Origin of the sequence: Erwinia persicina (assembly GCF_019844095.1) — a bacterium.
Taxonomy (GTDB): domain Bacteria; phylum Pseudomonadota; class Gammaproteobacteria; order Enterobacterales; family Enterobacteriaceae; genus Erwinia; species Erwinia persicina.
Map to the genome: position 1 here is coordinate 3,199,965 of NZ_CP082141.1, position 24,739 is coordinate 3,224,703.

The window sequence follows — 24,739 nt, forward strand, 5'->3', positions numbered from 1 at the left end:
ATCCGGTATGACGCAGCAGATCGCACTTCAGCAGTTAGTGACGTTTTATCAGACCCTGGACAGCACGCGTCTGACGATGCTGGCAGAGATATACCATCCGGATGTCCGTCTGAGCGATCCGGTCGGTGAGCACCAGGGCCTGGCCGTCGTTGAGCAGTACTTTGCCAGCCTGCTGAAGAATATGCGTTACTGCCGTTTTGTCGTCACGCTGACCCGCGAGTTTGACAGCGATGCGCTGCTACTGTGGCGTATGGAGTACGCGCATCCCTCGTTACAGGGCGGTGCAGATCAGACGCTGGAAGGCAGCAGTTATCTGCAGTTTCGCGAAGGCAAAGTCGTCTTCCAGCGGGATTATTACGATATGGGCGCCATGCTCTACGAGAAGCTGCCGCTGCTCGGCAGCGTCATTGGACTGGTCAAAAAGAGGCTGCAACCATGAATCGTGTTCTGATCACCGGAGCCAGCTCCGGCATTGGCCTGCAGCTAGCCCGCGACTATGCCGCCGACGGCTGGCATGTCACCGCCTGCGGCCGCAACGAAGAACGACTGGAGACGCTGCGTCAGGCCTTTCCGCAGATTGAAACCTGCGTCTTTGACATCACCGACCTGGCGGAAACCCGAACGGCACTGAGCGGCAAGCTGGTCGATCTGGCTATTCTCTGTGCCGGTACCTGTGAGTATCTCGATCACGGCGTGGTGGAAGCAGAGAAAGTCCACCGGGTGATGCTGACAAACTTCAGCGGGCCCGTGAACTGCCTCGACAGCCTGCTGCCTCAGATGCAGCCCGGCAGCCGCGTGGCGCTGGTCGGTTCCACCGCCAGTATGGTTCCCCTGCCCCGTGCTGAGGCTTACGGTGCCTCCAAGGCGGCCCTGGCCTATTTTGCCCGCAGCCTGGCCCAGGACGTGAAGCGCCAGCAGGTCGGCATTACCCTGGTGCTGCCCGGGTTTGTTGACACGCCGCTGACGCAGCGCAACGATTTTGCCATGCCGATGATCGTCGATGTGGTTCAGGCTTCGCGCATTATTCGCCGCGGCCTGGCAAAAGGAAAAGCTGAGATTGCTTTCCCCGCACTGTTTGCTTTTATCCTGCGGGTGACCTCCCGGTTACCCCTGGCCCTTCAGCGTCTGTTAACGCAGAAAATAGCGAGGTAAATCGTGCGCGTTGCGATTATTGGCAGTGGTATTGCTGGCCTGAGCTGTGCGTGGAAATTAGCCCCGCGCACGGAAGTCCACCTTTATGAATCAGGCTCCACACTCGGCGGTCACACGGCGACGGTGGACGTTGAGCTGGACGGTAAAAACTGGGCGATTGATACCGGGTTTATTGTTTTTAATGACCGCACCTACCCGCGTTTTCTGGCCCTGCTGGCTGAACTGGGGCTGGAAAGCCAGCCCACTGAGATGAGTTTTTCCGTGCGCAATACCCGTACCGGACTCGAATATAACGGCCATTCGCTCAGCAGCCTGTTCGCCCAGCGCAGTAACATGCTGAAACCCTCCTTTTACCGTTTCCTGGCTGAAATTGTGCGCTTCAACCGCTGCGGTAAGCAGTGGCTGACGCACCAGCAGGAACAGGGCACGCTGGATGAATTCCTCACCGCACAGGGATTCAGCGACTTCTTTGCCCGGCACTATATTCTGCCCATGGGGGCCGCTATCTGGTCCGTCTCGCTGAGTGAAATGCGCCGGATGCCGCTGACGCAGTTCCTCAATTTCTTTAACCATCACGGCCTGCTGGATTTAACTCACCGCCCGCAGTGGTACGTCGTGCCCGGTGGATCGCGTGAATATATTCGCCGCCTGATGCAGTTGACAGGTCAGCAGATGCAGGTCTATCTGGATACCCCGGTCACCCGTGTGACGCGCGATGCACAGGGCGTTACGCTGGAAAGCGCGCGCGGTGTCGAACGTTATGACCAGGTGATCTTTGCCTGCCACAGCGACCAGGCGCTGCACCTGCTGCACGATGCCTCTCAGCAGGAAAGTGAGATGCTGGCTGGGGTGCCTTATCGTGCCAATGAAGTGGTCCTGCACACCGACACCAGCCTGCTGCCGAAGAGCCGTGCGGCCTGGGCCAGCTGGAACTATCGCCTGAATGACAGCGACGATAACAGCGAACAGCAGGGTGCCAGCGTAACCTACAATATGAATATTTTGCAGGGCATTGCCTCTGCACACACCTTCTGCGTCAGCCTGAACCCCACTCAGACCATCGACCCGGCAAAAGTGTTACGCCGCTTCGAATATCACCACCCTCAGTTTGGTCCTGACTGCCTGCGAACCCAGCAGCAGCGGCTGTTGCTGAACGGAACGAACCGCACGTGGTTCTGCGGGGCCTGGAGCTATAACGGCTTCCATGAGGATGGTATTCGCAGTGCCCTCGACGTGGTCGTGGCGATGGATCAGGCAGGCCTGCTGTGAACAGCGTCCTGTACAGCGGCCACGTGCGCCACCGCCGCTTTACGCCGGTGGATCACCAGTTCAGCTATCGTATTTTTATGCCGCTGATTGATCTGGATGAGCTTCCGCTGCTGAAAAGTGTGGGCATTGGCAGCAGCCGTCTGTGCGCTGCCAGCTTCAGCGAGGATGATTTTCTTGGCGGCGGCGACAATATCAAACAGCGTGCACAGGCTCGCATTGCTGCCCTGACGGGTGAGCATCTCTCCGGACGCGTGATGCTCCTGACCCAGCTGCGCTACTTCGGCTGCTCGTTTAATCCGGTCAACCTTTACTATCTTTACGACGCCGCCGACACCCTGCGCTGGATGCTGGCCGAAGTGCGGAATACGCCATGGAACGAGCGCCACACCTACGCGGTGAAACCGGACGGCAGCGAAACCACGCAAAAAGCGTTTCATGTCTCACCCTTTAACCCTATGGATATGGTTTATCACTGGCGGCTGTCGCCACCGGGTAAATCTCTGGCCGTACATATTGAAAACCACCGCGAAGGCCGTGAGTTTGACGCCACGCTACATTTACGCCGTCAGCCGCTCACCCGGCAGACGCTGCGCCATTTCCTCTGGCGCTTCCCGATGATGACCGTTCGAACCGCGCTGGCGATTTACTGGCAGGCGTGGAAACTTTGGCGCAAAGGTGCGCCTGTCTATGACCACAGCAAGTCGGAGAAATAAACCATGACTGGCACCGACCTCAGTCTGACACGCCGTGCAAAAAGGGGTAAACGCTTCTCCGCTTCCCGCCGGGTGATTTTTTCCCTGCTGCAGGCGATTAAAGGCGCAGGTCTGACCCTGCACGATCCCCATCTCGGCACACAGTTCTTCGGCGATGCCCAGGCACCGCTGCAGGCCGAAGTGATGGTTCATCATTCTCGCGCCTATCGCCGCATTCTGCTGGGAGGCAGCATCGCGGCGGCAGAAACCTATATGGATGGCGAGTGGGAAACCCCGGATTTAACCGCAGTGATCCTCACGCTGGCACAAAATATCCGCGTGGCCGATAAGCTGGAAGCCCGTCTCAGCTGGCTCACTGCCCCGTTTAACCAGCTGGTCCATGCGCTGCGGCGGAATAATGTGCGGCAGGCAAAACGGAATATTGCGGCCCATTACGACCTTGGTAACGATTTCTATACCACCTTTCTGGATGAAGCCATGCTCTATTCCAGCGCCTGGTTCCAGCAACCGGAGATGACCCTGGAGCAGGCGCAGCAGGCGAAAATGAAACGCCTGTGCGTCAAACTGGCGCTGACCCCTCACGATCACCTGCTGGAAATTGGCAGCGGCTGGGGGGCGATGGCCGAATTTGCCGCCCGCGAATACGGCTGCCGGGTGACCACCACCACCATTTCCCGCGAACAGTATGAATACTGCTGTCAGCGTATCGCCGCGGCTGGCCTCAGCGATCGCGTCACCGTACTGTGTGAGGATTATCGTAATCTCAGCGGCCAGTACGACAAAATCGTATCGATTGAAATGATCGAGGCGGTAGGTAAACGCTATATCCCCCTGTTTATCGAACGCTGCCAGCAGTTGCTGAAGCCGGGTGGCCGCCTCGCCCTGCAGGCGATTACCATCAGTGAAGAACGCTTTGATGGCTATGCGCGCGGTGTGGACTTTATCCAGCGCTACATCTTCCCCGGCGGCTTTTTACCGTCGGTCAGCCTGCTGCAGAACACCCTGCGGGAGGTCAGCGATTTTAGCGAGATCGATCAGCTTGAAATTGGCCCCGACTACGCAAAAACCTTACAGCTGTGGCGGCGACGTTTCGACCACGCATGGCCGCAGCTGGCGCAGGGACGCTTTGACGAACGCTTCCGCCGCATGTGGCTATTTTATCTCTGCTACTGCGAAGCCGGTTTCCGTGCCCAGACCATTGGCACCGTCCAGCTGACGCTGCAACGCGCATGAGCCGCCTGCGCTTCTGGCTGTTGACCCTCGGATTCGATGTCTACTGGGGACTGGCGGTTGCGCTGCGCGCGCGTATCTGGCCGCTGCTGTGCGGGGTGGCGCTGTTCGCCTGGTTCCTCTGCCCCAGCCGGATCAAACCCCGGCTGCTGCTGGTGGCGTTACTGGGGATAGCACTGGACAGCCTGTGGCTGCGGCTCGGGCTGTTCCGCTTTACTCAAAGCGAAACAGTACCGCTCTGGATGATGGCTCTGTGGCTGGCTTTTGCCTGCTGGTGGTGGCTGATCCTCACCCGCTTTGCGCCCGGTCGCCTCTGGCAGGTGCTGGCCGGCGCGCTGGGTGGCCCTTTTTCCTATTTTATCGGTGAGCGGCTGGGCGGCCTGCAGTGGCATCAGCCCCTGCTCGTCGTTATGGCAGCCCTGGCCCTGGGCTGGGCGCTGTATTTACCCTTAGCCAGCCATCTTCTGCGGAGCAAATGATGAAAAAATGGCTGTTGTTATTACTGCTGTGCTCACCGCTGACCCAGGCCGCTGACTGGCTGCGCTGGCAGACAGTCGGTCAGGCCACGCTCACCTGGGGACCGTTTACCGTCTACGACTCGCAGCTGCTGACCCCCGGAGGGCGCTGGCAGGCGCAGCAGTGGCCACTGGCGCTGGTCATTACCTACCGCCGGGATATCAGCCGCCAGGATTTGCTGGACGCCACGCTGGAACAGTGGCAGGCACAAAAAACAGGCACGCCGGATCAGCGCCAGCAGTGGCTGAAAACACTGGCCACCGTCTGGCCAGACGTGAGCCCGGGTGACCGACTGGCCTTTCAGGGCGATGCCGGCGGCGGGCAGTTTTACTGGCAGGATGCCGGAACGCAGGCGGCTATCCGTCCTGTCGGGCCGCGCTTTGATACCGCCTTTCGCGATGCCTTCCTCAATATCTGGCTTTCGCCACAATCGACTTACCCCGATATCCGTCGGGAACTGACCGGAGGTGAATGATGTGGAAATCCCTGTTACTGACCTGCACCCTGCTGCTGTCGGGCTGTGGTACAACGATTGACGAATATCAGCAGGCCCAGCCAAAGATTGATATTTTTAGCTGGTTCAACGGTGAGTCCCGCGCCTGGGGCATGGTGCAGGATTACAGCGGCAAACAGATCCGCCGTTTCGAGGTGGCCATCCAGGGTCAGGTGGTCGGTGACACACTGACGCTGAACGAAAAGTTCGTTTATGACGACGGCGAGAAGCAGACCCGCGTCTGGCATATTCGCCGCCTGGCTGACGGCAGCTATGTGGGTACCGCAGGCGATATTATTGGTACCGCGAAAGGTCATGCCAGCGGCAACGCCTTCAACTGGCGCTATACCATGACGGTGAAAACCGATGACAGCAGTTATAAACTGAACTTCGACGACTGGATTTATCAGCAGGATGCCCTGCACCTGATGAACGTCACCTCGATGAAAAAGTTTGGTGTTGAAGTGGCGCGCGTCACGCTATTTTTCTCAAAACAGCCCGCAGCGGCACAATAAAACCCCTGTTCGGCTTAATTACGCAGGGCGAAAGCGCTATACTTCGCCCTCCGTATGAAAAACAGGTTTCGTGATGAACTTACAAAAGATTGGTGTGGTATTTATTTTTCTGCTGATGGCGCTGGGCGGTATTGGCGGCGTTATGCTGGCCGGTTATACCTTCATCGTTCGCTCCTGACGGGAGGGCAGGTCGCACTCCTCCTGCCGCCCCGCTAAGTGTCATTCGTTTTAACTTATAACCAGCTGGAATTTCTCTCTCCGGGTCATGTCGTTATGCTCTGAGTTTACTTCTTAAAATAAAACTCAAACATCATGACTGAAATCACTTCATCCGCGCACGTCGCGCTGGCGGGGAATGCACCGACTGGTGAAGTCTTGCCGATCCGTAAGGCGTCTGACGTCTCTCAGTTGGTCAATAACAGCACTCACTCCGGTCACAACGCCCGTATCGTCATCGCTATCGCCCTGGGCGGTGTGTTTCTTGATGCCTACGATCTGGGTGCGCTGGCCTTTGGCATGAAGGACGTCACGCGTGAATTTGGCCTGTCCCCCGCCGGGGCCGGCATGATCGCTTCGTCCATTACGCTGGGTGCCATCGTTGGCGCGCTGTTGGGGGGGTATCTCACCGATAAAATCGGGCGTTACCGCGTGTTTATGGCGGATATGTTCTTCTTTGTCTTCGCCGCCCTCGCCTGCGCATTTGCGCCGAATGAATACGTGCTGGCGGCAGCGCGTTTTGTCATGGGTATGGGTATTGGCATCGATTTGCCCGTGGCCATGGCCTTCCTGGCAGAGTTCTCAAAACTGCGCGGACGGGGCAATAAAGCAGCCAGTATCGCCATGTGGTGCCCGACCTGGTACGCCGCCATCTCGATCTCATATCTGCTGGTTCTGTTTTTCTGGTCAGTGCTTCCGGAAAGCCACAGCGATCTGATGTGGCGCATCATCCTCGGCTTCGGGGCCGTGCCTGCGCTGATCATTATCGCCATTCGCAGCCGCTATATGAGCGAATCCCCGGTCTGGGCCGCCAATCAGGGCGATCTGCAGGGTGCGGCGGCGATCCTGCGTAACGCATGGGGCATTAATGCACATGTCGCCCCAGATGCCGATCTCAGCCCGGCCAGCACCGTGCGGCGCGCCAGTTGGCGTAATTACGGATCCTTATTCAAAGGGGTTTACCTGAAGCGCACCCTACTGGCAACAATCACCTCGATTGTCTCCCCTTTTGCTTATAATGCCGTGGCATTTGGTCTTCCGGTCATTATCTCCAGCTTCCTGGCACAGTCGATGCTGAACACCATCCTGCTGTCGCTGGCGCTGAATCTGCTGTTTGCCTTTGTCGGCGGCATGCTCGCCGTACGACTGGTGCCGCGTTTTGGCGCGTGGAAAATGATGACGCTGGGCTATGCATTCCAGATCGTGGCCCTGGTTGGTCTCGCTCTGGTCGGCCGGCCACAGGACGGGCATCAGGCGGCTATTTCCATTGGGATGCTGGCTCTGTTTCTGCTGGGTCAGGGCTTCGGTCCGGGTGCGCACACGATGACCTACGCGTCACTCAGCTACCCGACCTCCCTGCGCGGCGTCGGCGTCGGATTTAACCAGACGATGGTCCGTGCCAGCTCCACCGCGTCACTGTTCCTGTTCCCGGTGCTGGCCGCCCTGCTGGGTACCAATGTGTTCTGGGTGATTGGCATGGCACCGGTGATTGGTCTGCTTGCACTGCTAATGATTCGCTGGGAACCCTCTGGCTACGATGTGGACGCCGAGGATTTCGCCCCCGCCCGGTGATGGAATTTTAGACACCCCGTTAAATATGCGATATATTCAATCTATGCAATATATTCAGACAGGGGTGTTTTATGTCCGCTAAAATGACAGCCGTCACACCGGAAACCGTCGGTCTCCTCAACGGTCATCAGTTGCGCAATATGGTCGCGGAGGAGAGCGCCGAATATCTGGTAATTAATGTTAACCAGTTAAAAGAGCACGCGTCACCGCCCGCAGACAGTCGCGATGCCCTGCGCAAAAAGCTGGATACGCTGGTCAATAATCCTCTGCTCGATCCCGCCCTTGCTCTGGCACTCTTTGAGGTTGCGCAGACGCTGCTGATGCCGGCGCGGCGTAAAGCAAAGGTCGTCCCGGCGGCAAAAAAAACCGCCAGTATCTTTGACGGCTATGAGCACCTCAGGGCCAGTAATCAGCAGCGCGCGCAGGATATCCGCGCCTTTGTGCTGCGTGAAGATGAATGGATTGCCTCCGGAGAACTGTCCGACAGGGCACACTTTACCAACCGCAACCGCAGCGCCGGGCCGAACGCCTGGAAGCGTCGCGGGAAAACGTTTGCGATCAGCATCGATGGTCAGGATCGTTACCCTGATTATGCCTTTGATGAGGCCTGGCAACCGCTGCCAGTGATCAAACGGGTACTGGAGATCTTCGATGGTACCCGCACCTCCTGGGCGCTGGCGGCCTGGTTTGCCAGTAACAATAGCTGGCTGGGCGGACGTAAACCGAAAGACCTGCTCAACAGCGATCCGCAGGCGGTGGCAGAAGCCGCTCTTCAGGCAAGGTCAGGAGCACAGCATGGCTAAGGAGAGCCACAACGAAAAAGGACTTTTGCCGCCAGCGGGCGCGGTCGTGATTAACGATCTGTGCCTGCTGCCTGGCCACATACTGTTTCGTGTTCACCGCCAGCAGTTCGCGGGCGACGGCTTTAACACCACGACACAGGGTAACGCTCGCTTCAGCCCGATATTCGATCGGCTGGGCGCCGTGATCCCCACCCTCTATGCCGGCGATGCCACACGCGTGGCGCTCTGCGAGGTGATTTTCCACGATGTTGATATTTCTCAGCCCGCTATCGTCTACCCGGTAAATCAGCTGACTCCCTTTCGTCACAGCCAGCTGGTGACCAAGGTGCCTGTTCAACTGGCCAGCCTGGATTTACCTTCTCTGGTAAAAATGCGGGTGGGGAAAAAACTGATTCACTCCGATGCCAGCGGCTACGGGATCACCCGACAATGGGCAGAAGCCATCCACCAGCAGCACCCGCAGGTTCAGGGGCTGACCTGGCCCTCACGTCAACATGAGGGCAATGCGTACCTGTTTTTTGGCGATCGTATGGCCGGCAAACTGCAGATATCCGGACGTGGAACAGAGCCACTGACCTCCCCTCCCGTGGTGGGTGAACTGCTGGCGCTGGCAGACCGTATGGGAATTTATCTGGAGGAATCGTGACAGGGTGGCAAGGCGATGTAGCGGGCAAACTCGGCCGGGATGCGCGCAAAGGTCAGCAGAAACCAGGGGGTAAAGCGTTCCGGGTGGGTATGCATTTCACGCTGAATATCCGTTAGCGAACTGTAGCGCCACGCCTCCGCTTCTTCCGGGTTAATGCGCGGCGGGTCATCGCTGACCGCGAAATAGACATGACCATATTCATGTTCGGTCAGGCCGTTACTGAGCGGCAGGTTGTAGCTGAGTTCAAACACCGGCTGGAGCGGCAGACGCAGTCCCATCTCTTCTTCAAGACGCCGCTCGGCCGCACTCTGTGTGGACTCCTGCGGGTAGGGGTGACCACAGGTGGTGTTGCTCCACAGTCCGCCGCAGTGGTATTTATCCCTGGCACGACGCTGTAACAGCAGCTGATGGTCAGAATTAAACACGTAAACGGTGACCGCACGATGCAGCAGCCCCTTTTCGTGAACTTCCATTTTTTCCATCTTACCGGTAGGACGGTCCAGACTATCGACCAGTATTACTTCAATTGCAGACATGCCGACTCCTCAGAACTGATACTGACTATTCTGGCATAAGAGGCGGCAGTGGATCTGCACTAAATCGTGCTTTCGTTAACGTTCCCGGTAATTGCCCACGTCCCTGGCGGGCGGAAGGCGGCATTACTCTTCTGCGTTGACCACCTGCTGACGGGCACGGAAAATATGTCCGCTGCCATACTGCAACAGCCGGGCAACCAGCTCCATACCGCCATTCTCTCCGGCCTGCGCAAACTCGCGCTCTGGCGTGGTAATCGGCGCCGCCCAGAGCAGATTGACCTTCTCACCGTCGCGTTTTGGCAAAGGAAACTGACCGCTTTCACGGCCAAGGGCAGAGGAGAGAATAAACCCTTCGAAGCCCATCGGGGCCGTGGCAGAAACCAGTGTATGCCCCTCGCCCAGCCAGCTGAGGCGCGCCCACGGCATATGAGCAAACCCGGCCAGCGCACTGGCCATCTGTACCGCATTCTCTTCCGTCATCACCTCAGCATCTACCGCCATTGCCAGTTCAGTACGCCGGTACTCCGGTGCCAGATCTTCATAGAGGAAGTCGACCCAGGGCATCGGGCGAATGCACATACCCAGCGTCAGGAAATACCAGCTACCCTCATGGTAATGCTGCGAGATCGCCATCGGTGGCCAGTTACCCTGGTCGATAGAGTAATATTTAAGTGACTCACCGTACTGAGCTTCATAGCACTGCAGCATTTCCTGCTGAAACGGTTCCCACAGCTGGCCGTCGTGCCACTCTCGCCAGAACTGACGGTGCTGCTGCGCGGCGGCGTAATTTTTATTGGTGGAGGCAGAGCCCAGCGGTGAGGTCAGGCGGTTAGCTTTAATGCAACCCGCAGAAAAACTCACCTGCTGATCCTGATACAGGCTCCAGCCCGGGATCACCGCCAGTAGCTGCCCCTGATACCAGACCGCAGCGCCATCATCGCTGGGTTCCCAGATAATCTGCAGTCCGGCCGGGTCGAGCATCGGCTCGGCAGCAAGCGTCCGGCAATATTCCGCACTCAGCAGCGGTGGCGTACCCTGCTGCATCGCGGCAACATCGTCCTGCTGCGGAGCAGGCAGCAGGTTACGCAGCCAGCAGCCTCGCACGGCAAACTGCTGGCGAAACGCTTCGGCCGGCCAGATATAAAAATAAGCGGTGCGTTCATCCTGCTCAACAATTGCAATCAGCGTCTGTTGCTGATTGGCCACCTCAGCAATCTGATAGGGCTGTGTCATAAGGCCTCGACGGTTGTAGGGTTCCATTCCCCTGAGAACAGGTCAGGATAAGAGGAGAGAATGGCGCGTTGCACCCTGTCAGGGCAAGGGTAAAAGTCTCAAAATGGTGCAGCCGGAAGACGGCGTGGTTTTCCGCTGCCCCCTCACGGGGTCAGTCGCCCATCCGGGTGCTGTTACGCAGCCGATATAGATCCCGCGCTTTGTCTCTGACAACATTCAGTTTCGATTCGGCCGCCACCGGTCCCCAGACCGTGCCCTGCTGCTGCTGATAAAAGTGATTTATGCCCTGAAAGTAGCTGTCGCGATAGCCTATCCACGCGCGCTGCGCCTTTTTCAGCGCCGCCTGCGCCGCGGGCGACTGCCCGGCCAGCAACTGCTTATACTGGTTGTTCAGCTCACTGTCCCAGGCGGTGTTTGCCGCCTCATAGCACTGCAGATTCTCAAGCGTACTGACCGCCTGCTGCTGGCAGCGCTCCAGCTGCGTGTCCAGATCCTGCCGTAACCGTTCTGCACCGCTGGCCGTTGCGGCGATCAGCAGCAGCGCACCGGCAAAAAGAATTTTCATGATCATCTCCTTCGTCGTCAGTTCACACTTATCGCCCTACCCGCGTCATTGCCCGCTGATACGCGCCGCGTGAAATTGCCCAGCGCAGCATTCTGGCGATGATGGCAATACGCAGCCGTATCAGCCGTCGCCGCAGCGGGGAAAAGTGCAGGCCAAACGCCTGTAGCGCCCAGTCCGGCAGCAGCTCGATACCGGCGACCAGCATCGCATTCATCGCCGGTCGCGCCTGCCAGGAGGGCGCGGGTGCATTCAGCAACAGCGACAGAACCTCCTGGGTGCGCTCATCGCACCGCAGCTGCGGCCGCATCGCCGTCAGGTACGTCTCCACTGCCGCCACGCTGTCCGGCACCTGTTCAGCCCCCAGCGCTTCGGCCACTAACGCCGCCTCAGCGTAGTAACGGTTCTGCTCTGCCAGACTCAACTGCGGATTTTTATAGCGCAGATGAGCTGCGAGGAAACAGCGCGTTTCTGCTACGTGTACCCAGGTCAGCAGCTGCGGATCGCTGGCAGCATAAGGCTGACCCCGTGCGTCCACGCCGGTGACGCGCAGGTGAATACGTTTCACCCGCGCGATCAGCGTATGGGCATCTGCGGTATTACCAAAGGTGGTGACGGCGATAAACTGGCTGGTCCGGCGCAGCCGTCCCATCATATCGTCGCGGAAGGTGGAGTGGTCCCAGACCCCGGCCAGTGCCAGGGGATGTTGCATCTGTAACAGGAGTGCGGCGATCCCACCGCATAACATGGACGGGAAATCACCGTGTACCCGCCATATCACGCTGTCAGGGCCATAAAGGCCTGGGTCACCCGGGGGTTGTGACAGATCAAACTCGTTCAGTGACAGCCCGTTTAAACGAAAAACCTGCTGCTGAATTCTGTCGCGTAAACTGACCATTCTTTTCGCCTGGTAAAACAGAACGGGCGGGGCAGCCCCCGCCCTGGGGTTTACAGATAATCAAACTCAGCGTTGACGGTCCGGGCAGAATCCAGCCCGATCATCACGCTAAATTTACCCGGCTCGGCCACCTGCTGCATTCTGGCATTCCAGAATTTCAGCGCGCTGACGTCGATCGGGAAGGTGACCGTCCGGGATTCGCCCGCCTTCAGCATAATACGCTTAAAGCCCTTCAGCTCTTTCACCGGGCGGCTGATACTCGCCACCTCATCACGCAGATAAAGCTGAACCACCGTCGCCCCATCGCGCTTACCGCTGTTCGTGACGGTGACGCTGGCGTTCACTGTTCCGTTGCGCGGCATCGTGGCAGATGACATCTTCACCGGGGAGAGGGTGAACTGCGTATAGCTCAGTCCGTAGCCAAACGGGAACAGTGGGCCGTTTGCCTCATCGAAGTAGTGAGACGTGTACTTATTCGGGTTTTCGAAGTTATACGGACGGCCGGTATTCAGGTGGTTATAATAGATCGGGATCTGACCCACCGAGCGTGGGAAGGACATCGGCAGCTTACCGGACGGATTGTAGTCACCGAACAGCACATCGGCGATGGCGTTACCGCCCTCGGTACCGCTGTACCAGCTTTCCAGCATCGCATCCGCCTGCTGCGTTTCATGGGTCAGCGTCAGCGCACGCGCGTTCATCAGCACCATCACCAGCGGTTTGCCGGTCGCCTTAATGGCATCAATCAGCTTCAGCTGGCTCTCCGGCAGCGTCAGATCGCTGCGGCTGGAGGCTTCATGCGCCATACCGCGTGCTTCACCAATGGCCAGCACCACCACATCCGCTTTCTTCGCGGTTTCAACGGCTTCATCCAGCATCTGTTGCGGCGATCGTGTATCCACGGTCATCGCTTTTTCATACAGATTGATAAAGTCCTGAATGCCTTTATCGTCGGTGACGTTGGCCCCTTTGGTGTACAGCAGCGTCGCCTTACCGGCAGTGGCATTTTTCATCCCCTGCAGCAGGGTCACGGACTGGGCGGCCACACCCGCGGCAGACCAACTGCCCATAATATCAATCTGGCTGTCAGCCAGCGGGCCGATCAGCGCCACCGTGCCGGATTTTTTCAGCGGCAGCGTCTCCAGACGGTTTTTTAACAGCACCATACTTTTACGCGCCACATCCCGCGCTTCGGCACGATGCAGGCGGTTTTCCGCATTAGTATCTGCCGGATCGCTGCTGGCGGGCCCCAGATGGCTGTACGGGTCATTAAACAGGCCCATATCGTATTTAACGTTCAGTACGTGGCGCGCGGCGTCATCGATCTCTTTTTCACTGACCTGGCCACTTTTAACCAGCCCGGGCAGGTACTTGCTGTAGTACTCGTCGCTCATACTCATGTCGATGCCGGATTTCAGCGCAATACGCACGGCATCCTGCGGGTCGCTCGCCACGCCGTGTTTGATCAGCTCTTTGATCGCGCCATGATCGCTGATGGTGATGCCTTTAAAACCCCAGTCATCACGCAATACATCTTTTAACAGCCAGCTGTCGGCACTGGCCGGGACACCATTCAGTGAGTTCAGCGCCACCATCACCCCACCACTTCCGGCGTCCAGCGCCGCTTTATACGGCGGAAGATAGTCCTGGAACAGGCGCTGTGGGCTCATATCCACGGTATTGTAATCACGCCCGCCTTCAACCGCCCCATAGGCGGCGTAATGCTTGACGCTGGTCATCACCGAGTAGCGATCGGCCGGGCTTTTACCCTGCATGGCCTGCACCATGGTGCGGCCCATCACGGACGTCAGGTAAGTGTCTTCCCCGAAGCCCTCCGAGCCGCGTCCCCAGCGCGGTTCCCGGGTCACATCGACCATCGGTGCCCAGGTCATATTTAACCCATCATCGGCGGCCTCATAAGCGGCAATACGGCCCACTTGCGCCACGGCATCGGTGTCCCAGCTGGAGGCCAGCGCCAGCGGAATGGGGAACTGAGTGCGCTGACCGTGGATCACATCATAGGCAAAGAACAGCGGGATTTTCAGACGGCTGAGCTGCATGACCTGATCCTGCATCTCACGGATATCATGACGGGTCACGGTATTGAAAATCGCGCCCACCTGACCCTGCTGGATCATATCGCGGATCGCGGATTTGGGATTATCCGGCCCGACGCTGATCAGCCTCAACTGGCCAATCTTTTCATCCAGGGTCATTTTTTTCAGCAGGTCGGTGACAAAAGCGTCGCGTGCCTGCGGTGTGAGTGAGTGCGGGCCGATCAGATCGTCGGCAAATACTGGCTGAATCGCCAGCGTAACGGCAAGGCTGACAGAGCAAATCCATTTCATCAGAGGGTTTTCTCTCAAGTGACTGTGGCGTATCTATTATTTTACTGCCGGTAACACATGGCAGCAGTGTGTCATACCTTGAGAATAGCAGCTAGTTTTCAGGTGATGAATCACAGAGGTCTCAGACGAGACTTTATTGCCAGACAGTGAGTGCTACAGTAGAGCGGTGATACTGACAAGGACATGACATGCACACTTCCCAACACGCTGGACAAAAACTGATTGCTGAACTGGGCCGCATCGTTGGCCGCAACCATCTGCTCACGGACCCCGAAAAAACAGAGCGCTATCGCAAGGGCTTCCGATCGGGCGAAGGCGATGCGCTGGCCGTGGTGTTCCCCGGAACGTTACTGGAGCAGTGGCGCATACTGCAGGCTTGTGTTGCCGCGGATGTGATCATCCTGATGCAGGCGGCCAATACCGGACTGACCGAAGGCTCAACGCCGAACGGGAATGACTACCCGCGTGATATTGTGATTATCAGCACCCTGCGCATGGATAAAATCCAGCTGCTTGATGAAGGGAAACAAGTGCTGGCCTTCCCCGGCAGCACCCTGTATCAGTTAGAAAAAGCCCTGAAACCCCTGGGCCGCGAACCCCATTCGGTGATTGGTTCTTCCTGTATCGGTGCGTCCGTGCTCGGCGGCATCTGTAATAACTCCGGAGGTTCGCTGGTGAAACGCGGCCCGGCCTACACCGAAATGGCGCTTTACGCGCAGATAGATGCCAGCGGTACGCTGCGGCTGGTTAACCACCTCGGCATCAACCTGGGGTCAACCCCGGAGCAAATCCTGGGTAAGCTGGATGATGACAGCTGGCAGCAGAGCGACGTGCTGCACGACCAGCGCCACGCCTCCGACCCGGATTATGCCGTACGGGTACGCGATGTTGATGCCGACACGCCGTCACGTTTTAATGCAGATGCGCGCCGGCTGTTTGAAGCCTCCGGCTGTGCCGGTAAGCTCGCCCTGTTTGCGGTACGTCTGGATACGTTTGCCAGCGAAAGTGCCCAGCAGGTCTTCTATATTGGTACCAATGATACGGCGGTGCTCGATCGGCTGCGCCGCCATATGCTGGCCAGTTTTACCCATCTGCCGGTGGCCGGCGAATACATGCATCGTGATATTTTTGATATCGCGGAAACCTACGGCAAAGACACCTTTGTGATGATCGACAAGCTTGGCACCGACAAGATGCCGCTGTTCTTCACGCTGAAGGGGCGCGCAGATGCGCTGCTGGCGCGGATCAAATGGCTGAAACCCCACTTCAGCGACCGGATGCTGCAAAAAATCGCCGCGCTGCTGCCCTCCCACCTGCCGCCGCGCATGAAGCAGTACCGCGATCGTTTTGAACACCATCTGATGCTGAAAATGTCCGGCGAAGGCGTGGCCGAAGCGCGGGCCTATCTGCAGGAATTCTTCAAAGATGCCGACGGCGGGTACTTTGAATGTGAAGGAAAAGAAGGCGCACACGCGTTTCTGCACCGCTTTGCCGCCGCCGGGGCCGCCGTGCGTTACCACGCCGTGCATCATGAAGCGGTGGAAGATATTCTGGCGCTGGATATTGCGCTGCGCCGTAACGATCGCGACTGGTTCGAAAAGCTGCCGCCAGAGTTTGACGATGCCCTGACCCACCGCCTCTATTACGGCCACTTCCTGTGCCACGTATTCCACCAGGACTATATTGTGAAAAAAGGGGTGGATGCGCACGCGCTGAAAGAGAAGATGCTGGAAATTCTGCATGCCCGCGGCGCGGAGTATCCGGCAGAGCATAACGTTGGCCATCTGTATCAGGCCAAACCGCAGCTGAAGGCTTTTTACCAGCAGCTTGACCCGACTAATACGTTTAATCCTGGCATTGGAAAAACCACACGGGCGAAGCACTGGGGTGAGTGCGGGTGCGATAAATAGCCGTAGGGGCGACCGGAAAAAGGGTCGCCCCTACGGGGGATTACTCCTCCGGCGCGTCCTTCAGTACCATCTGGCCGTTTTTACGCTCGATGATCATGGTCTGCGGCGCAGAGAGCATCACCCCTTCTTTGCGCAGTCGGGTGAGGATATCAAACAGCAGATCGCTTTTTGCGCCACCCACCTGACGCGGGCTGGCCACATTCCCCGTCACCGACAGTACGATGCCGGTTGAGGTCAGATCCTTGAACGTGACCGAGGGCTCCGGATTCTCCAGAATACGTTCGTTCTCGTTATACACTTCCAGCAACAGCTGACGCACCTGCTGCGGGTCAATATCCAGCGGGAAGGTCAGCGTAATGGTGGCCACCCCCTGCGCATTGCCCATCGTGGCGTTGCGCACGTTCTGAGAGATCAGCTGCGAGTTCGGCACAATCACGGTGGATTTATCACTGAGCTGAATTTCGGTGGCGCGCACGTTAATACGGCGGATATCCCCTTCAATGCCGCTGATGCTCACCAGGTCACCCACTTTGACCGGGCGCTCCGTCAGCAGGATCAGGCCGGAAATAAAGTTCTTCACAATCTCCTGTAAGCCGAAACCGATACCGACCGACAGGGCGCTGACGATCCACGCCAGCTTGTTCCACTGCAGACCCATAATCGACAGTGTCATCAGGATCACCAGCACAAATCCAATATTGCTGAACAGCGTGAGCAGCGACAGCCGCATCCCTTTGTCCATGGTGGTTTTGGGCAGGAAATCATGCTCCAGCCAGCGTTTCACCGAACGCAGCACCCAGATGCCGACCACCATGCAGATCAGCGCATTGACCATATGCGCAGGCACGATATTCAGGGATTCAAGCCCTTTGCCGCCCCAGAATTCAATCGCTTTCTGCACCAGCTCAATCGGCGTCGAACTGCCGAAGGTGCCATTAAGCAGCGCCATCGCGGCCGCCAGTACAAGGAACGTCTTGCCAATGGCACCAAGCACCGCCGCCACCTGCCCCAGATGCCGCTCGTCGATATTCAGTGAGGTCTGAATACGCTTGCCGGAAGCATTGTTGGTGGAGAACAGGCTTTCGCAGCCGTCCGCTACCAGCTGGCTGCAGATGTAGAATGAACCAAAGACAATTCCCATCCAGATCAGCTCATAGCTGAGGAAGCGCGCCAGGGTGATATAACCAATCAGCAGCGCGATCATGATCGCCACGCCAATCAGCGTCAGCGCCATCTGAATCAGCCCTACCAGCGTGGATTTGGCCTCCGGTGGGTTACCCGCCTGGAGCATACGCCGGCGCACGCGATTGGTTCGCATGCTGATTGACAGCGCCGTGGCACCGATCAGCAGCGCCGTCATGCCGTTGGCAAAAATCGTCGTGCCGACGCTGGTGCTGGCGCTGCTGTTAAAGGTCTCTACCGTCTGGAAAATAAACACCAGGGCGGCGGTGAGCGGTGGATAGGGCTTTAAAGCCAATGCCACTTCATTGGAAATATTGGGCAGACGCCATGAGGGCCGACGGGTGGAGAGGAACGCCCGCCCTAATCCGGCGATCAGACCGCAGAACACACTCAGCCCGACCAGCTTATCGGCAAAATCACGGACGTCATCAATCACCTGATCGTGACGGGTAAAGGCCTGGTCGAGGAAATTAAATGCCAGCACCACCGCGGCCAGGGTGGTCACTGCCGTGGCGGCCGCCAGGAAACTACGGCGCAGACGCCCTTCGGGCAGATGATGGATCCCCACCCAGGCGAGAAACTCCTCCAGATAGCGGCGACCCAGCGTGGCGACCAGCCCGGCGGCCAGCACCCACATAATGGTGCCAAAACGCCAGCCTGACTCCCACGACAGTGCGGCGGTGGAAGTCAGTTCATCAATAAAATCGCTGATTTTAACGCTGTCATCGCTTTGCGTGTTATACAGCGGCGCCCAGAAGCGCGGGCCAAGAATACTGCCCGCGTTCAGTGCCAGCTGAGTTTTCAGCGCATCACGGCGCAGGGTAACGATCTGCGCGGAAAGATTAATGGCCCCGCTCTTTATGGCTTCCGCCTGTTTGATCTGGGCATCCATTTTCCCCTTCTGGTTTTCCAGCTTATTTCTTTTGCTGGTCACCTCCGCGGTCTCTTTCACTCCGCTGTTCGCCTGCGGAGCCGGGCCAAGCACGGCCAGCTGGGCCTGCAACTGGGCACGCTGGGGAACAATACCCTGCATCAGCGTATCCGCATCGCCAGACAGCTCCAGCGCCAGTTCGTTGAGCGCCATCAGCTTGCTGTCGTTGGTTTCACCGGAAACCTGCTGTTTGATCTTGTCCAGCACCTTCTGCATTTTCGGCAGTTCAACGGCAGCATTGACCTTTGGAGGGGCATCGGTTTGCTGTGCGTCATCGCCCTCCGCAGCCATAACCAGCTGGGGCGATAGCGTCACGAGCGCCAGCAGACAAACGCGAAGAAAAGTTAACAAGCCAGACATGTGCAGGTTCCTGATACTAAGGCAGCGCCGGGCGGCGCCTGACAATTGCCGGCTAGTTTATGCTTTTGCCCTGGCCGGCACTATAGGATTTGTGATGTAAAAATGAGGTCGTTATCATAAGAATATTCTATGACTATCGTCGACGGTGAGTATGGCAAATTAAGAAGAAAATACGCATGGAGCAAACATGTCTCTTCCCCACGCTGACCTGACGGTCCGCGACGCCGTCCTCGCCGATATCGACGCCCTCACCCGTATTTATGCCTGGCATGTCCTGCACGGCTGCGGTTCCTTTGAAGAAACGCCGCCTGATGCGGCAGAAATGGCCGATCGCTATCGAAAAGTCGCTTCATTCGATCTGCCGTGGCTGGTAGCAGAGAGGGACGGCCAGGTGGTGGGATATTGCTACGCCACCCAGTATCGCCCCCGTCCGGCTTATCGCTTTACCGTCGAAGACTCGGTTTATATTGATGCCGATCAGGGCGGACGAGGCATCGGCACCGCACTGCTCGCCGCGCTGATTAGCCGCTGTCAGCAGGGGCCGTACCGGCAGATGCTGGCCATTATCGGCAATGGTGAGCGTAATGCCGGCTCACTTAACCTGCATAAGAAAATGGGCTTTGAGATCGTCGGCAACTTTCGCGCCGTGGGTTTCAAACACGGTGAATGGCGCGATACGTTATTGATGCAGCGGGCGCTATAACCGGGGCTATCGGGGGCGAGTGTAAAAAGGATCGCCCCCGACAGGAGCGCAGGTCACTCTACCGCGCTGTCATCGACCACACGGTTACCTGCCAGCTGTGAGGCTTTTTGCTTTTTATAACTCAAAGCTGCAGGCGGAACCGGGGAAATTTTACCGGTTTCAATCCACTTACGCAGGCGATTTGCGTCAGCAAAATGCGTGTATTTACCAAAGGCATCCAACACGACCAGGGACACCGGGCGGTGATTGATCACCGTACGCATCACCAGGCAGTGACCCGCTTCATCGGTATAACCGGTTTTCGTCAGCTGAATATTCCAGTCAGGCCGATACACCAGATGGTTGGTGTTGCGGAACGGCAGGGTGTAGTTCGGATTACGGAACGTCGCCATATCTTCATGGGTGGTGCTCAGTTCACCCAGCAGCGGATAGCGTTTCGAGGCAATCAGCAGTTTGCTCAGATCGCGCGCCGTGGAGACATTTTTAATCGACAGCCCGGTGGGTTCCACGTAGTGCGTATTGCTCATGCCCAGCGCGCGCGCTTTGGCGTTCATGGCGCGAATAAATGCATCATAGCCACCCGGATAGTGGTGCGCCAGGCTGGCCGCTGCGCGGTTTTCCGAGGACATCAGCGCCAGCAGCATCATATTCTTGCGGCTGATCTCACTGTTAAGGCGCACGCGGGAATAAACACCGCGCATCTCCGGGGTATGACTGATATCAACCGCCAGCATTTCATCCATCGGCAAATGGGCATCCAGCGTCACCATCACCGTCATCAGCTTGGTGATCGAGGCGATCGGCCGCACCAGATCGGGGTGGCTGGCGTAGATCACCTTCTGGGTATTCAGGTCGACAATCATTGCACTGCCAGAGGCAATTTCAGGCTGGGCAGCGGTCGTGACAACGGCCGGTTGGGTACGCGCAACGGCCTGATTCAGCATGCCCTGAGCAGAGAACAGCAGAACCACACTTAATAAAGACAAACGAATTTTTGCAGGCATCGTAAACTTCAAGGCTGATAGTGGAGGGTGTGGAGGCCACACACCGCTTCCCGCGTCATTACGGGGGCTGGCGTACGCATAATACGTCGGATGTTAAGGATTTTCCTACAGGTTATTCGTTTCCGGGCGTTACCAACAGACCGCCGGTTTCCCGGCGGTACAGGCGGTCAGAAAAGCTGATAGCCATAGCCCCAGATCACCACGGTCATCGCCAGTAACACTTCAAACACCAGGATGCCAATGGCCAGCGTAGAGCCGGAAAGCCGCAGACTCTCTTCACGGTCAATACTCAGAAACAGCGGGATACCGACATACAGAAGATAGCCGGTGTAGGCCAGCGCCAGCGCGCCGACCAGTACACAGAGCCACACCAGCGGATAAAGAGCCACCAGCCCGCTGATAAACAGCGGCGTGGCCACATAGCCGGCAAACACCCGACAGCGCGAGAGCGAGGGTCGCTGCGGGTAGTCCCGCGCCATCCACCAGATAACCCTCCCCATCACCGCCACCCCCAGCAGGATCAGGGCATAAAACAGCACAGCCAGGGAAAAAGCGGTGGACAGTGACAGGGGGATAGTGCGTTCAATCCCAATATCCCAGCCGATCTGTGTGGTACCGATAAAGGCGCAGAGCACCGGGATCAGCGCCATCAGCAGGACGTGGTGAGTGTAATGGTGCGAGAGCGTTTCATTCTCTTGCTTAATGTCGCGCATCTCCCGACCCGGATGCGCAAGCAGTCCCCAGACATGGTTCATAGCGTCACTCCTCTGTACGACGGACCGCCAGCAGGCACTGTTCAGGGCGGCATCTCTTCAAGTATAAGCGGCTCTGCATAGTTTGTTTTTTAACCCGTGATGAAATGTATTAAGCACTTCATTACATGCAAAAAATAAAGCGCCTGACAGCACTGAGGCTGCAAGATTTGTTAAAAGGGTTAGACTTAGCGGCACAAATACACTGAGGAGTACCGGTTTTCTGATGGATGTGAATGCGCTGATTTCCCAGTATGGCTACTGGGCATTATTTATTGGCTGTCTGGCTGAAGGCGAAACCTTTACCCTGCTGGGCGGTGTCGCTGCCCATGAGGGGCTGCTGCGCTATGGCTGGGTGGTGCTGGTGGCGATGTGCGGCGGAATTTTGGGTGATACAGCCCTGTTCTTTATTGGCCGCCGCTACGGGGAACCGATCCTCCAGCGGTTCCGGAAACATCAGCAGCAGATCGATCGTGCTAACCGCTTAATCCGCAAACGCCCGGTTCTGTTCGTCATCGGCGTACGTTTTATGTACGGACTGCGCATTGTCGGGCCAATTATCATTGGTGCCAGCAGGCTGTCGCCGCGTAAGTTTTTACTGTTTAACCTGGTCGGCGCGGCGCTGTGGGCGGTCATTTTTGTCACCCTCGGCTATCTGGGCGGCCGGGTGATTGCCCCCTGGCTGCATCAGCTCGATCATCACCTGAAGCATCTGTTCTGGCTGCTGCTGGCGGTGGTCGTCGTGTGGGGAGTCCGCTGGGCGGTGAAACACCGCAACAAAACGCATAAACAGTAAAGATTAGCGACGCGGGATCAGGGAGATCAACCGCTCCCCGGCAGGTGCCGGAAAAAGTCCGCATAGGCCGGTGCCCTGACCTGTTCAAGCACTTCCGCCAGCTGTGTCAGCGGCGCATCCGACCAGTCAACGCGCAGATCAATCTCCGCATAAGGCCGTGTGTCCCACACTTTCAGCGCCGCAGAGCGGATACCCCGCTCATCCCCTCCGGCCTGCTGCGCTGCGTTTAGCGCCGCCAGCATCCGATCGGCCAGCGGCAGGCTGGCGGCGCGTTCAAACGCCGTCTGCATGGATACCAGCACGCGATCGCCTGCCAGCATATTGCCCGCTACGGCCAGTTGCCCCCCCGCCACGCTGCTGAACCAGGCCCCGCACAGGCTGCCGCTCCAGTGCGCTGTTGCCCCGGCGTTATCAACGATCAGTAACTGCCGCCGCTCGCGCGCCTCATCTTCTTTCAGCAACAGGTGCAGCGTCTGCTCCGCACTCAGTCCCGCCGTCAGCAGCTCCAGACCGCGAATACCGTACAGCGGATTCGTCAGGGCCTGAGTTGCGATTGCCCCGGTGCGGGCCCGGCCGTGGATCACCAGCGCCCCTACCGCCGGGCCGCCCGTAGCAGCGGCCGCCGCCAGCGCGCCGCTCTGCGCATCGCGTGCCACAATGGAAAAGGTCATTGCACCCTCCTTCTGTCAGGCAGATCAAATTTATATGGATAAATTATTGCACTTAACCCTATTTATACGCATAAATAACAAACAGGACAAACTTTGTTCATCCGCATGTCACACTGGTGCGGTGATCGCTCTGCTTAACGAGGACCGCTATGTTCAAATCGCTACGCACCGGGTTGCACTGTCTTACCGCCTGCCTTGCCCTGCTGACGCTGGCCCCCCAGGCCGGGGCTGAGTCGCCTCCCGGCGTGCTGGTCGTAGGCCAGGTGGCCGAACCGCAGTCGCTTGATCCTCAGGTGGCGACCGCCGCTAACGATTCACGCATTCTGGTGAATATTTACGATGGTCTGGTCCGTAATGCCCCCGGCTCACTCACCATTGAGCCGTCACTGGCCAGCCGCTGGGACATCAGCCCGGACGGGCGGCGTTATACCTTTCACCTGCGTGAAGGCGTGACCTTCCAGGATGGCACGCCGTTTAACGCCGGGGCGGTGAAATTTACTTTTGAACGGATGCTCAATAAGCAACATCCGTACTATCACACCGGCCCGTTTCCGCTGAGCTTCTTCTTCTCCTCCATCGATACCATCACCACGCCGGATGCGCAGACGGTAGTCTTTACGCTGAAGCAGCCTTTTGCTCCGCTGCTTTCCAATCTTGCCACGCCCGCCGGGCTGATTGTCTCCCCGGCCGCCGTGAAAAAATATGATAAAGACGTGGGCCGCCATCCGGTTGGCACCGGGGCCTTCCGTTTTGATGAATGGCAGGCGAATCAGCGCGTCGTCCTGACCGCGAATAAAGATTACTGGGACGGTGCGCCAAAGCTGGAAGCCGTGGTATTCCGTCCGATCACCGACGGCAACACCCGCACCGCAGAGATGCTCTCAGGGGGGATTGATGCCATGGTCGAGGTGCCACCGGATACGGTGAACACCTTTGCCGGTAATCCCCAGTTTCAGCTCCACCAGGCCGTCGGTCCGCACGTCTGGTTTCTGCTGCTGAACACCCGCGAAAAGCCGTTTAACGATAAACGCGTCCGCCAGGCGGTGAACTACGCGGTCAACAAGCAGGCGCTGGTCGACAACGTGTTGCAGGGGTCCGCGCAGGTGGCCGACGGCCCTATCCCGTCGGCGTTTACATGGGCCGCGAACAAAGACGTCAGTCCTTATCCGTATGACCCGGCCAAAGCCCGCGCGCTGCTGAAGGAAGCCGGAGCCGAAGGCGCCACGCTGAACTTCTTTGTCACCGAGGGCGGATCAGGCATGCTGGATCCGGTGCCGATGGCAACGGCCATTCAGGCCGATCTGAAAGCCGTGGGGCTGAACGTGAAGATCCAGACCTGGGAATGGAACACCTACCTGGCGAAAGTGAACGCCGGGCTGACGCCGCAGACCCAGATGGCAGAGATGGCGTGGATGACTAACGACCCGGATACGCTGCCCTTCCTGACGCTGCGACGCGACGCCTGGCCGGATAAGGGCGGCTTCAACTCGGGTTACTACAGCAACCCGCAGGTCGACACCCTGCTGGATGAAGCCCGCAGTACCAGCGATCAGCAGAAGCGTGGAGCACTGTATCGCCAGGTGCAGGCCATCGTTCACGACGACGCCCCCTGGCTGTTTGTCGCCAACTGGAAACAGAACGCCGTCACCACCCGCCAGGTGCAGAACTTTGCCCTGCAACCCAACTTCAACCTGATCCTGCATCAGGTCAGTAAACCCTGACGGAGGA

General features: G+C 58.0%; 25 protein-coding genes. 16 read left to right on the plus strand and 9 right to left on the minus strand.

Annotation, left to right across the window (positions count from 1 at the left end):
* The first annotated feature begins 7 nt into the window (after positions 1-7).
* The 12 genes from K6L24_RS14635 to K6L24_RS14690 all read left to right on the plus strand — a co-directional run bounded on the left by K6L24_RS14635 (position 8) and on the right by K6L24_RS14690 (position 9,125).
* Complete coding sequence (locus K6L24_RS14635) at positions 8-439, plus strand: nuclear transport factor 2 family protein (RefSeq protein ID WP_062746575.1); 432 nt, start codon at positions 8-10, stop codon at positions 437-439.
* Entirely contained in the window at positions 436-1,152 is a 717-nt protein-coding gene (locus K6L24_RS14640) for an SDR family NAD(P)-dependent oxidoreductase (RefSeq protein WP_062746573.1), read from the plus strand. Before K6L24_RS14635 ends, K6L24_RS14640 begins: the two co-directional genes overlap by 4 nt.
* Before the next feature lie 3 nt (positions 1,153-1,155).
* On the plus strand, positions 1,156-2,421 hold the full coding sequence (locus K6L24_RS14645; RefSeq protein ID WP_222681601.1) for an NAD(P)/FAD-dependent oxidoreductase: 1,266 nt from the start codon (positions 1,156-1,158) through the stop codon (positions 2,419-2,421).
* Positions 2,418-3,134 carry a DUF1365 domain-containing protein gene (locus K6L24_RS14650; RefSeq protein ID WP_222681602.1) on the plus strand — a complete coding sequence of 239 codons (717 nt, stop codon included), beginning with the start codon at positions 2,418-2,420 and terminating at the stop codon, positions 3,132-3,134. The genes K6L24_RS14645 and K6L24_RS14650 overlap by 4 nt, the downstream gene beginning before the upstream one ends.
* A 3-nt stretch (positions 3,135-3,137) precedes the next feature.
* Entirely contained in the window at positions 3,138-4,367 is a 1,230-nt protein-coding gene (locus K6L24_RS14655; protein ID WP_062746567.1) for an SAM-dependent methyltransferase, read from the plus strand.
* Positions 4,364-4,843, plus strand: coding sequence for a DUF2878 domain-containing protein (locus tag K6L24_RS14660; RefSeq protein WP_062746565.1), 480 nt, complete (start codon positions 4,364-4,366; stop codon positions 4,841-4,843). Before K6L24_RS14655 ends, K6L24_RS14660 begins: the two co-directional genes overlap by 4 nt.
* Positions 4,843-5,355, plus strand: a complete 513-nt coding sequence (locus K6L24_RS14665; RefSeq protein WP_137269634.1) for a chalcone isomerase family protein — start codon at positions 4,843-4,845, stop codon at positions 5,353-5,355. The genes K6L24_RS14660 and K6L24_RS14665 overlap by 1 nt, the downstream gene beginning before the upstream one ends.
* On the plus strand, positions 5,355-5,888 hold the full coding sequence (locus K6L24_RS14670) for a DUF3833 domain-containing protein (RefSeq protein WP_062746561.1): 534 nt from the start codon (positions 5,355-5,357) through the stop codon (positions 5,886-5,888). The genes K6L24_RS14665 and K6L24_RS14670 overlap by 1 nt, the downstream gene beginning before the upstream one ends.
* A 73-nt stretch (positions 5,889-5,961) precedes the next feature.
* On the plus strand, positions 5,962-6,066 hold the full coding sequence (locus K6L24_RS14675; protein ID WP_072277467.1) for a protein YohO: 105 nt from the start codon (positions 5,962-5,964) through the stop codon (positions 6,064-6,066).
* Positions 6,067-6,200: 134 nt separating this feature from the next.
* On the plus strand, positions 6,201-7,676 hold the full coding sequence (locus tag K6L24_RS14680; RefSeq protein ID WP_222681603.1) for an MFS transporter: 1,476 nt from the start codon (positions 6,201-6,203) through the stop codon (positions 7,674-7,676).
* A gap of 71 nt (positions 7,677-7,747) precedes the next feature.
* Positions 7,748-8,479, plus strand: a complete 732-nt coding sequence (locus tag K6L24_RS14685) for a DUF2384 domain-containing protein (protein ID WP_222681604.1) — start codon at positions 7,748-7,750, stop codon at positions 8,477-8,479.
* Positions 8,472-9,125, plus strand: a complete 654-nt coding sequence (locus K6L24_RS14690) for an RES family NAD+ phosphorylase (RefSeq protein WP_062746553.1) — start codon at positions 8,472-8,474, stop codon at positions 9,123-9,125. The genes K6L24_RS14685 and K6L24_RS14690 overlap by 8 nt, the downstream gene beginning before the upstream one ends.
* On the opposite strand, the gene idi is transcribed toward K6L24_RS14690, so the two are convergent.
* The 5 genes from idi to bglX all read right to left on the minus strand — a co-directional run bounded on the left by idi (position 9,107) and on the right by bglX (position 14,702).
* On the minus strand, positions 9,107-9,661 hold the full coding sequence (idi, locus tag K6L24_RS14695) for an isopentenyl-diphosphate Delta-isomerase (protein WP_118664397.1): 555 nt from the start codon (positions 9,659-9,661) through the stop codon (positions 9,107-9,109). The genes K6L24_RS14690 and idi overlap by 19 nt on opposite strands.
* A gap of 123 nt (positions 9,662-9,784) precedes the next feature.
* A complete protein-coding gene (locus K6L24_RS14700; protein ID WP_062746549.1) occupies positions 9,785-10,894 on the minus strand; it encodes a suppressor of fused domain protein in 1,110 nt (369 codons plus the stop codon).
* Positions 10,895-11,045: 151 nt separating this feature from the next.
* Complete coding sequence (locus K6L24_RS14705; protein ID WP_245006688.1) at positions 11,046-11,459, minus strand: lysozyme inhibitor LprI family protein; 414 nt, start codon at positions 11,457-11,459, stop codon at positions 11,046-11,048.
* 28 nt (positions 11,460-11,487) lie between these two features.
* Positions 11,488-12,354, minus strand: a complete 867-nt coding sequence (locus K6L24_RS14710; RefSeq protein ID WP_062746545.1) for an oxygenase MpaB family protein — start codon at positions 12,352-12,354, stop codon at positions 11,488-11,490.
* A 50-nt stretch (positions 12,355-12,404) separates the two neighbouring features.
* Positions 12,405-14,702 (minus strand): beta-glucosidase BglX, encoded by a 2,298-nt coding sequence (gene bglX / locus K6L24_RS14715; RefSeq protein ID WP_062746543.1) that lies wholly within the window; start codon positions 14,700-14,702, stop codon positions 12,405-12,407.
* Positions 14,703-14,890: 188 nt separating this feature from the next.
* On the opposite strand from bglX, the gene dld reads away from it, so the two are divergent.
* Entirely contained in the window at positions 14,891-16,612 is a 1,722-nt protein-coding gene (gene dld, locus K6L24_RS14720) for a D-lactate dehydrogenase (protein WP_062746541.1), read from the plus strand.
* A 40-nt stretch (positions 16,613-16,652) separates the two neighbouring features.
* Here dld and K6L24_RS14725 read toward each other — a convergent pair whose 3' ends face one another.
* Positions 16,653-19,085 carry a DUF3772 domain-containing protein gene (locus K6L24_RS14725; RefSeq protein ID WP_062746539.1) on the minus strand — a complete coding sequence of 811 codons (2,433 nt, stop codon included), beginning with the start codon at positions 19,083-19,085 and terminating at the stop codon, positions 16,653-16,655.
* Between the two features lie 187 nt (positions 19,086-19,272).
* Here K6L24_RS14725 and K6L24_RS14730 point away from each other — a divergent pair, with 187 nt between their 5' ends.
* Positions 19,273-19,788 (plus strand): GNAT family N-acetyltransferase, encoded by a 516-nt coding sequence (locus K6L24_RS14730; RefSeq protein WP_062746537.1) that lies wholly within the window; start codon positions 19,273-19,275, stop codon positions 19,786-19,788.
* Between the two features lie 53 nt (positions 19,789-19,841).
* On the opposite strand, the gene pbpG is transcribed toward K6L24_RS14730, so the two are convergent.
* The gene (pbpG, locus tag K6L24_RS14735; RefSeq protein WP_062746535.1) at positions 19,842-20,792 is read right to left on the minus strand and encodes a D-alanyl-D-alanine endopeptidase; all 951 of its coding nucleotides are present in this window, start codon (positions 20,790-20,792) and stop codon (positions 19,842-19,844) included.
* A gap of 167 nt (positions 20,793-20,959) precedes the next feature.
* Positions 20,960-21,547, minus strand: a complete 588-nt coding sequence (locus K6L24_RS14740) for a Yip1 family protein (RefSeq protein ID WP_118664401.1) — start codon at positions 21,545-21,547, stop codon at positions 20,960-20,962.
* Between the two features lie 223 nt (positions 21,548-21,770).
* On the opposite strand from K6L24_RS14740, the gene K6L24_RS14745 reads away from it, so the two are divergent.
* The gene (locus K6L24_RS14745; RefSeq protein ID WP_222681605.1) at positions 21,771-22,340 is read left to right on the plus strand and encodes a DedA family protein; all 570 of its coding nucleotides are present in this window, start codon (positions 21,771-21,773) and stop codon (positions 22,338-22,340) included.
* A 26-nt stretch (positions 22,341-22,366) separates the two neighbouring features.
* Here K6L24_RS14745 and K6L24_RS14750 read toward each other — a convergent pair whose 3' ends face one another.
* Positions 22,367-23,011 (minus strand): DUF1028 domain-containing protein, encoded by a 645-nt coding sequence (locus K6L24_RS14750; protein ID WP_062746529.1) that lies wholly within the window; start codon positions 23,009-23,011, stop codon positions 22,367-22,369.
* A gap of 149 nt (positions 23,012-23,160) precedes the next feature.
* Here K6L24_RS14750 and K6L24_RS14755 point away from each other — a divergent pair, with 149 nt between their 5' ends.
* Complete coding sequence (locus K6L24_RS14755; RefSeq protein ID WP_222681606.1) at positions 23,161-24,732, plus strand: ABC transporter substrate-binding protein; 1,572 nt, start codon at positions 23,161-23,163, stop codon at positions 24,730-24,732.
* Positions 24,733-24,739: the final 7 nt, after the last annotated feature.

Bases quoted from the DNA above. Each gene is read 5' to 3' on its own strand.
- K6L24_RS14635 (WP_062746575.1), top strand. From the start codon at position 8: ATGACGCAGCAGATCGCACTTCAGCAGTTAGTGACGTTTTATCAGACC.
- K6L24_RS14640 (WP_062746573.1), top strand. From the start codon at position 436: ATGAATCGTGTTCTGATCACCGGAGCCAGCTCCGGCATTGGCCTGCAG.
- K6L24_RS14655 (WP_062746567.1), top strand. From the start codon at position 3,138: ATGACTGGCACCGACCTCAGTCTGACACGCCGTGCAAAAAGGGGTAAA.
- K6L24_RS14660 (WP_062746565.1), top strand. From the start codon at position 4,364: ATGAGCCGCCTGCGCTTCTGGCTGTTGACCCTCGGATTCGATGTCTAC.
- K6L24_RS14665 (WP_137269634.1), top strand. From the start codon at position 4,843: ATGAAAAAATGGCTGTTGTTATTACTGCTGTGCTCACCGCTGACCCAG.
- K6L24_RS14670 (WP_062746561.1), top strand. From the start codon at position 5,355: ATGTGGAAATCCCTGTTACTGACCTGCACCCTGCTGCTGTCGGGCTGT.
- K6L24_RS14675 (WP_072277467.1), top strand. From the start codon at position 5,962: ATGAACTTACAAAAGATTGGTGTGGTATTTATTTTTCTGCTGATGGCG.
- K6L24_RS14680 (WP_222681603.1), top strand. From the start codon at position 6,201: ATGACTGAAATCACTTCATCCGCGCACGTCGCGCTGGCGGGGAATGCA.
- K6L24_RS14685 (WP_222681604.1), top strand. From the start codon at position 7,748: ATGTCCGCTAAAATGACAGCCGTCACACCGGAAACCGTCGGTCTCCTC.
- K6L24_RS14690 (WP_062746553.1), top strand. From the start codon at position 8,472: ATGGCTAAGGAGAGCCACAACGAAAAAGGACTTTTGCCGCCAGCGGGC.
- idi (WP_118664397.1), bottom strand. From the start codon at position 9,661: ATGTCTGCAATTGAAGTAATACTGGTCGATAGTCTGGACCGTCCTACC.
- K6L24_RS14700 (WP_062746549.1), bottom strand. From the start codon at position 10,894: ATGACACAGCCCTATCAGATTGCTGAGGTGGCCAATCAGCAACAGACG.
- K6L24_RS14705 (WP_245006688.1), bottom strand. From the start codon at position 11,459: ATGAAAATTCTTTTTGCCGGTGCGCTGCTGCTGATCGCCGCAACGGCC.
- K6L24_RS14710 (WP_062746545.1), bottom strand. From the start codon at position 12,354: ATGGTCAGTTTACGCGACAGAATTCAGCAGCAGGTTTTTCGTTTAAAC.
- bglX (WP_062746543.1), bottom strand. From the start codon at position 14,702: ATGAAATGGATTTGCTCTGTCAGCCTTGCCGTTACGCTGGCGATTCAG.
- dld (WP_062746541.1), top strand. From the start codon at position 14,891: ATGCACACTTCCCAACACGCTGGACAAAAACTGATTGCTGAACTGGGC.
- K6L24_RS14725 (WP_062746539.1), bottom strand. From the start codon at position 19,085: ATGTCTGGCTTGTTAACTTTTCTTCGCGTTTGTCTGCTGGCGCTCGTG.
- K6L24_RS14730 (WP_062746537.1), top strand. From the start codon at position 19,273: ATGTCTCTTCCCCACGCTGACCTGACGGTCCGCGACGCCGTCCTCGCC.
- pbpG (WP_062746535.1), bottom strand. From the start codon at position 20,792: ATGCCTGCAAAAATTCGTTTGTCTTTATTAAGTGTGGTTCTGCTGTTC.
- K6L24_RS14740 (WP_118664401.1), bottom strand. From the start codon at position 21,547: ATGAACCATGTCTGGGGACTGCTTGCGCATCCGGGTCGGGAGATGCGC.
- K6L24_RS14745 (WP_222681605.1), top strand. From the start codon at position 21,771: ATGGATGTGAATGCGCTGATTTCCCAGTATGGCTACTGGGCATTATTT.
- K6L24_RS14750 (WP_062746529.1), bottom strand. From the start codon at position 23,011: ATGACCTTTTCCATTGTGGCACGCGATGCGCAGAGCGGCGCGCTGGCG.
- K6L24_RS14755 (WP_222681606.1), top strand. From the start codon at position 23,161: ATGTTCAAATCGCTACGCACCGGGTTGCACTGTCTTACCGCCTGCCTT.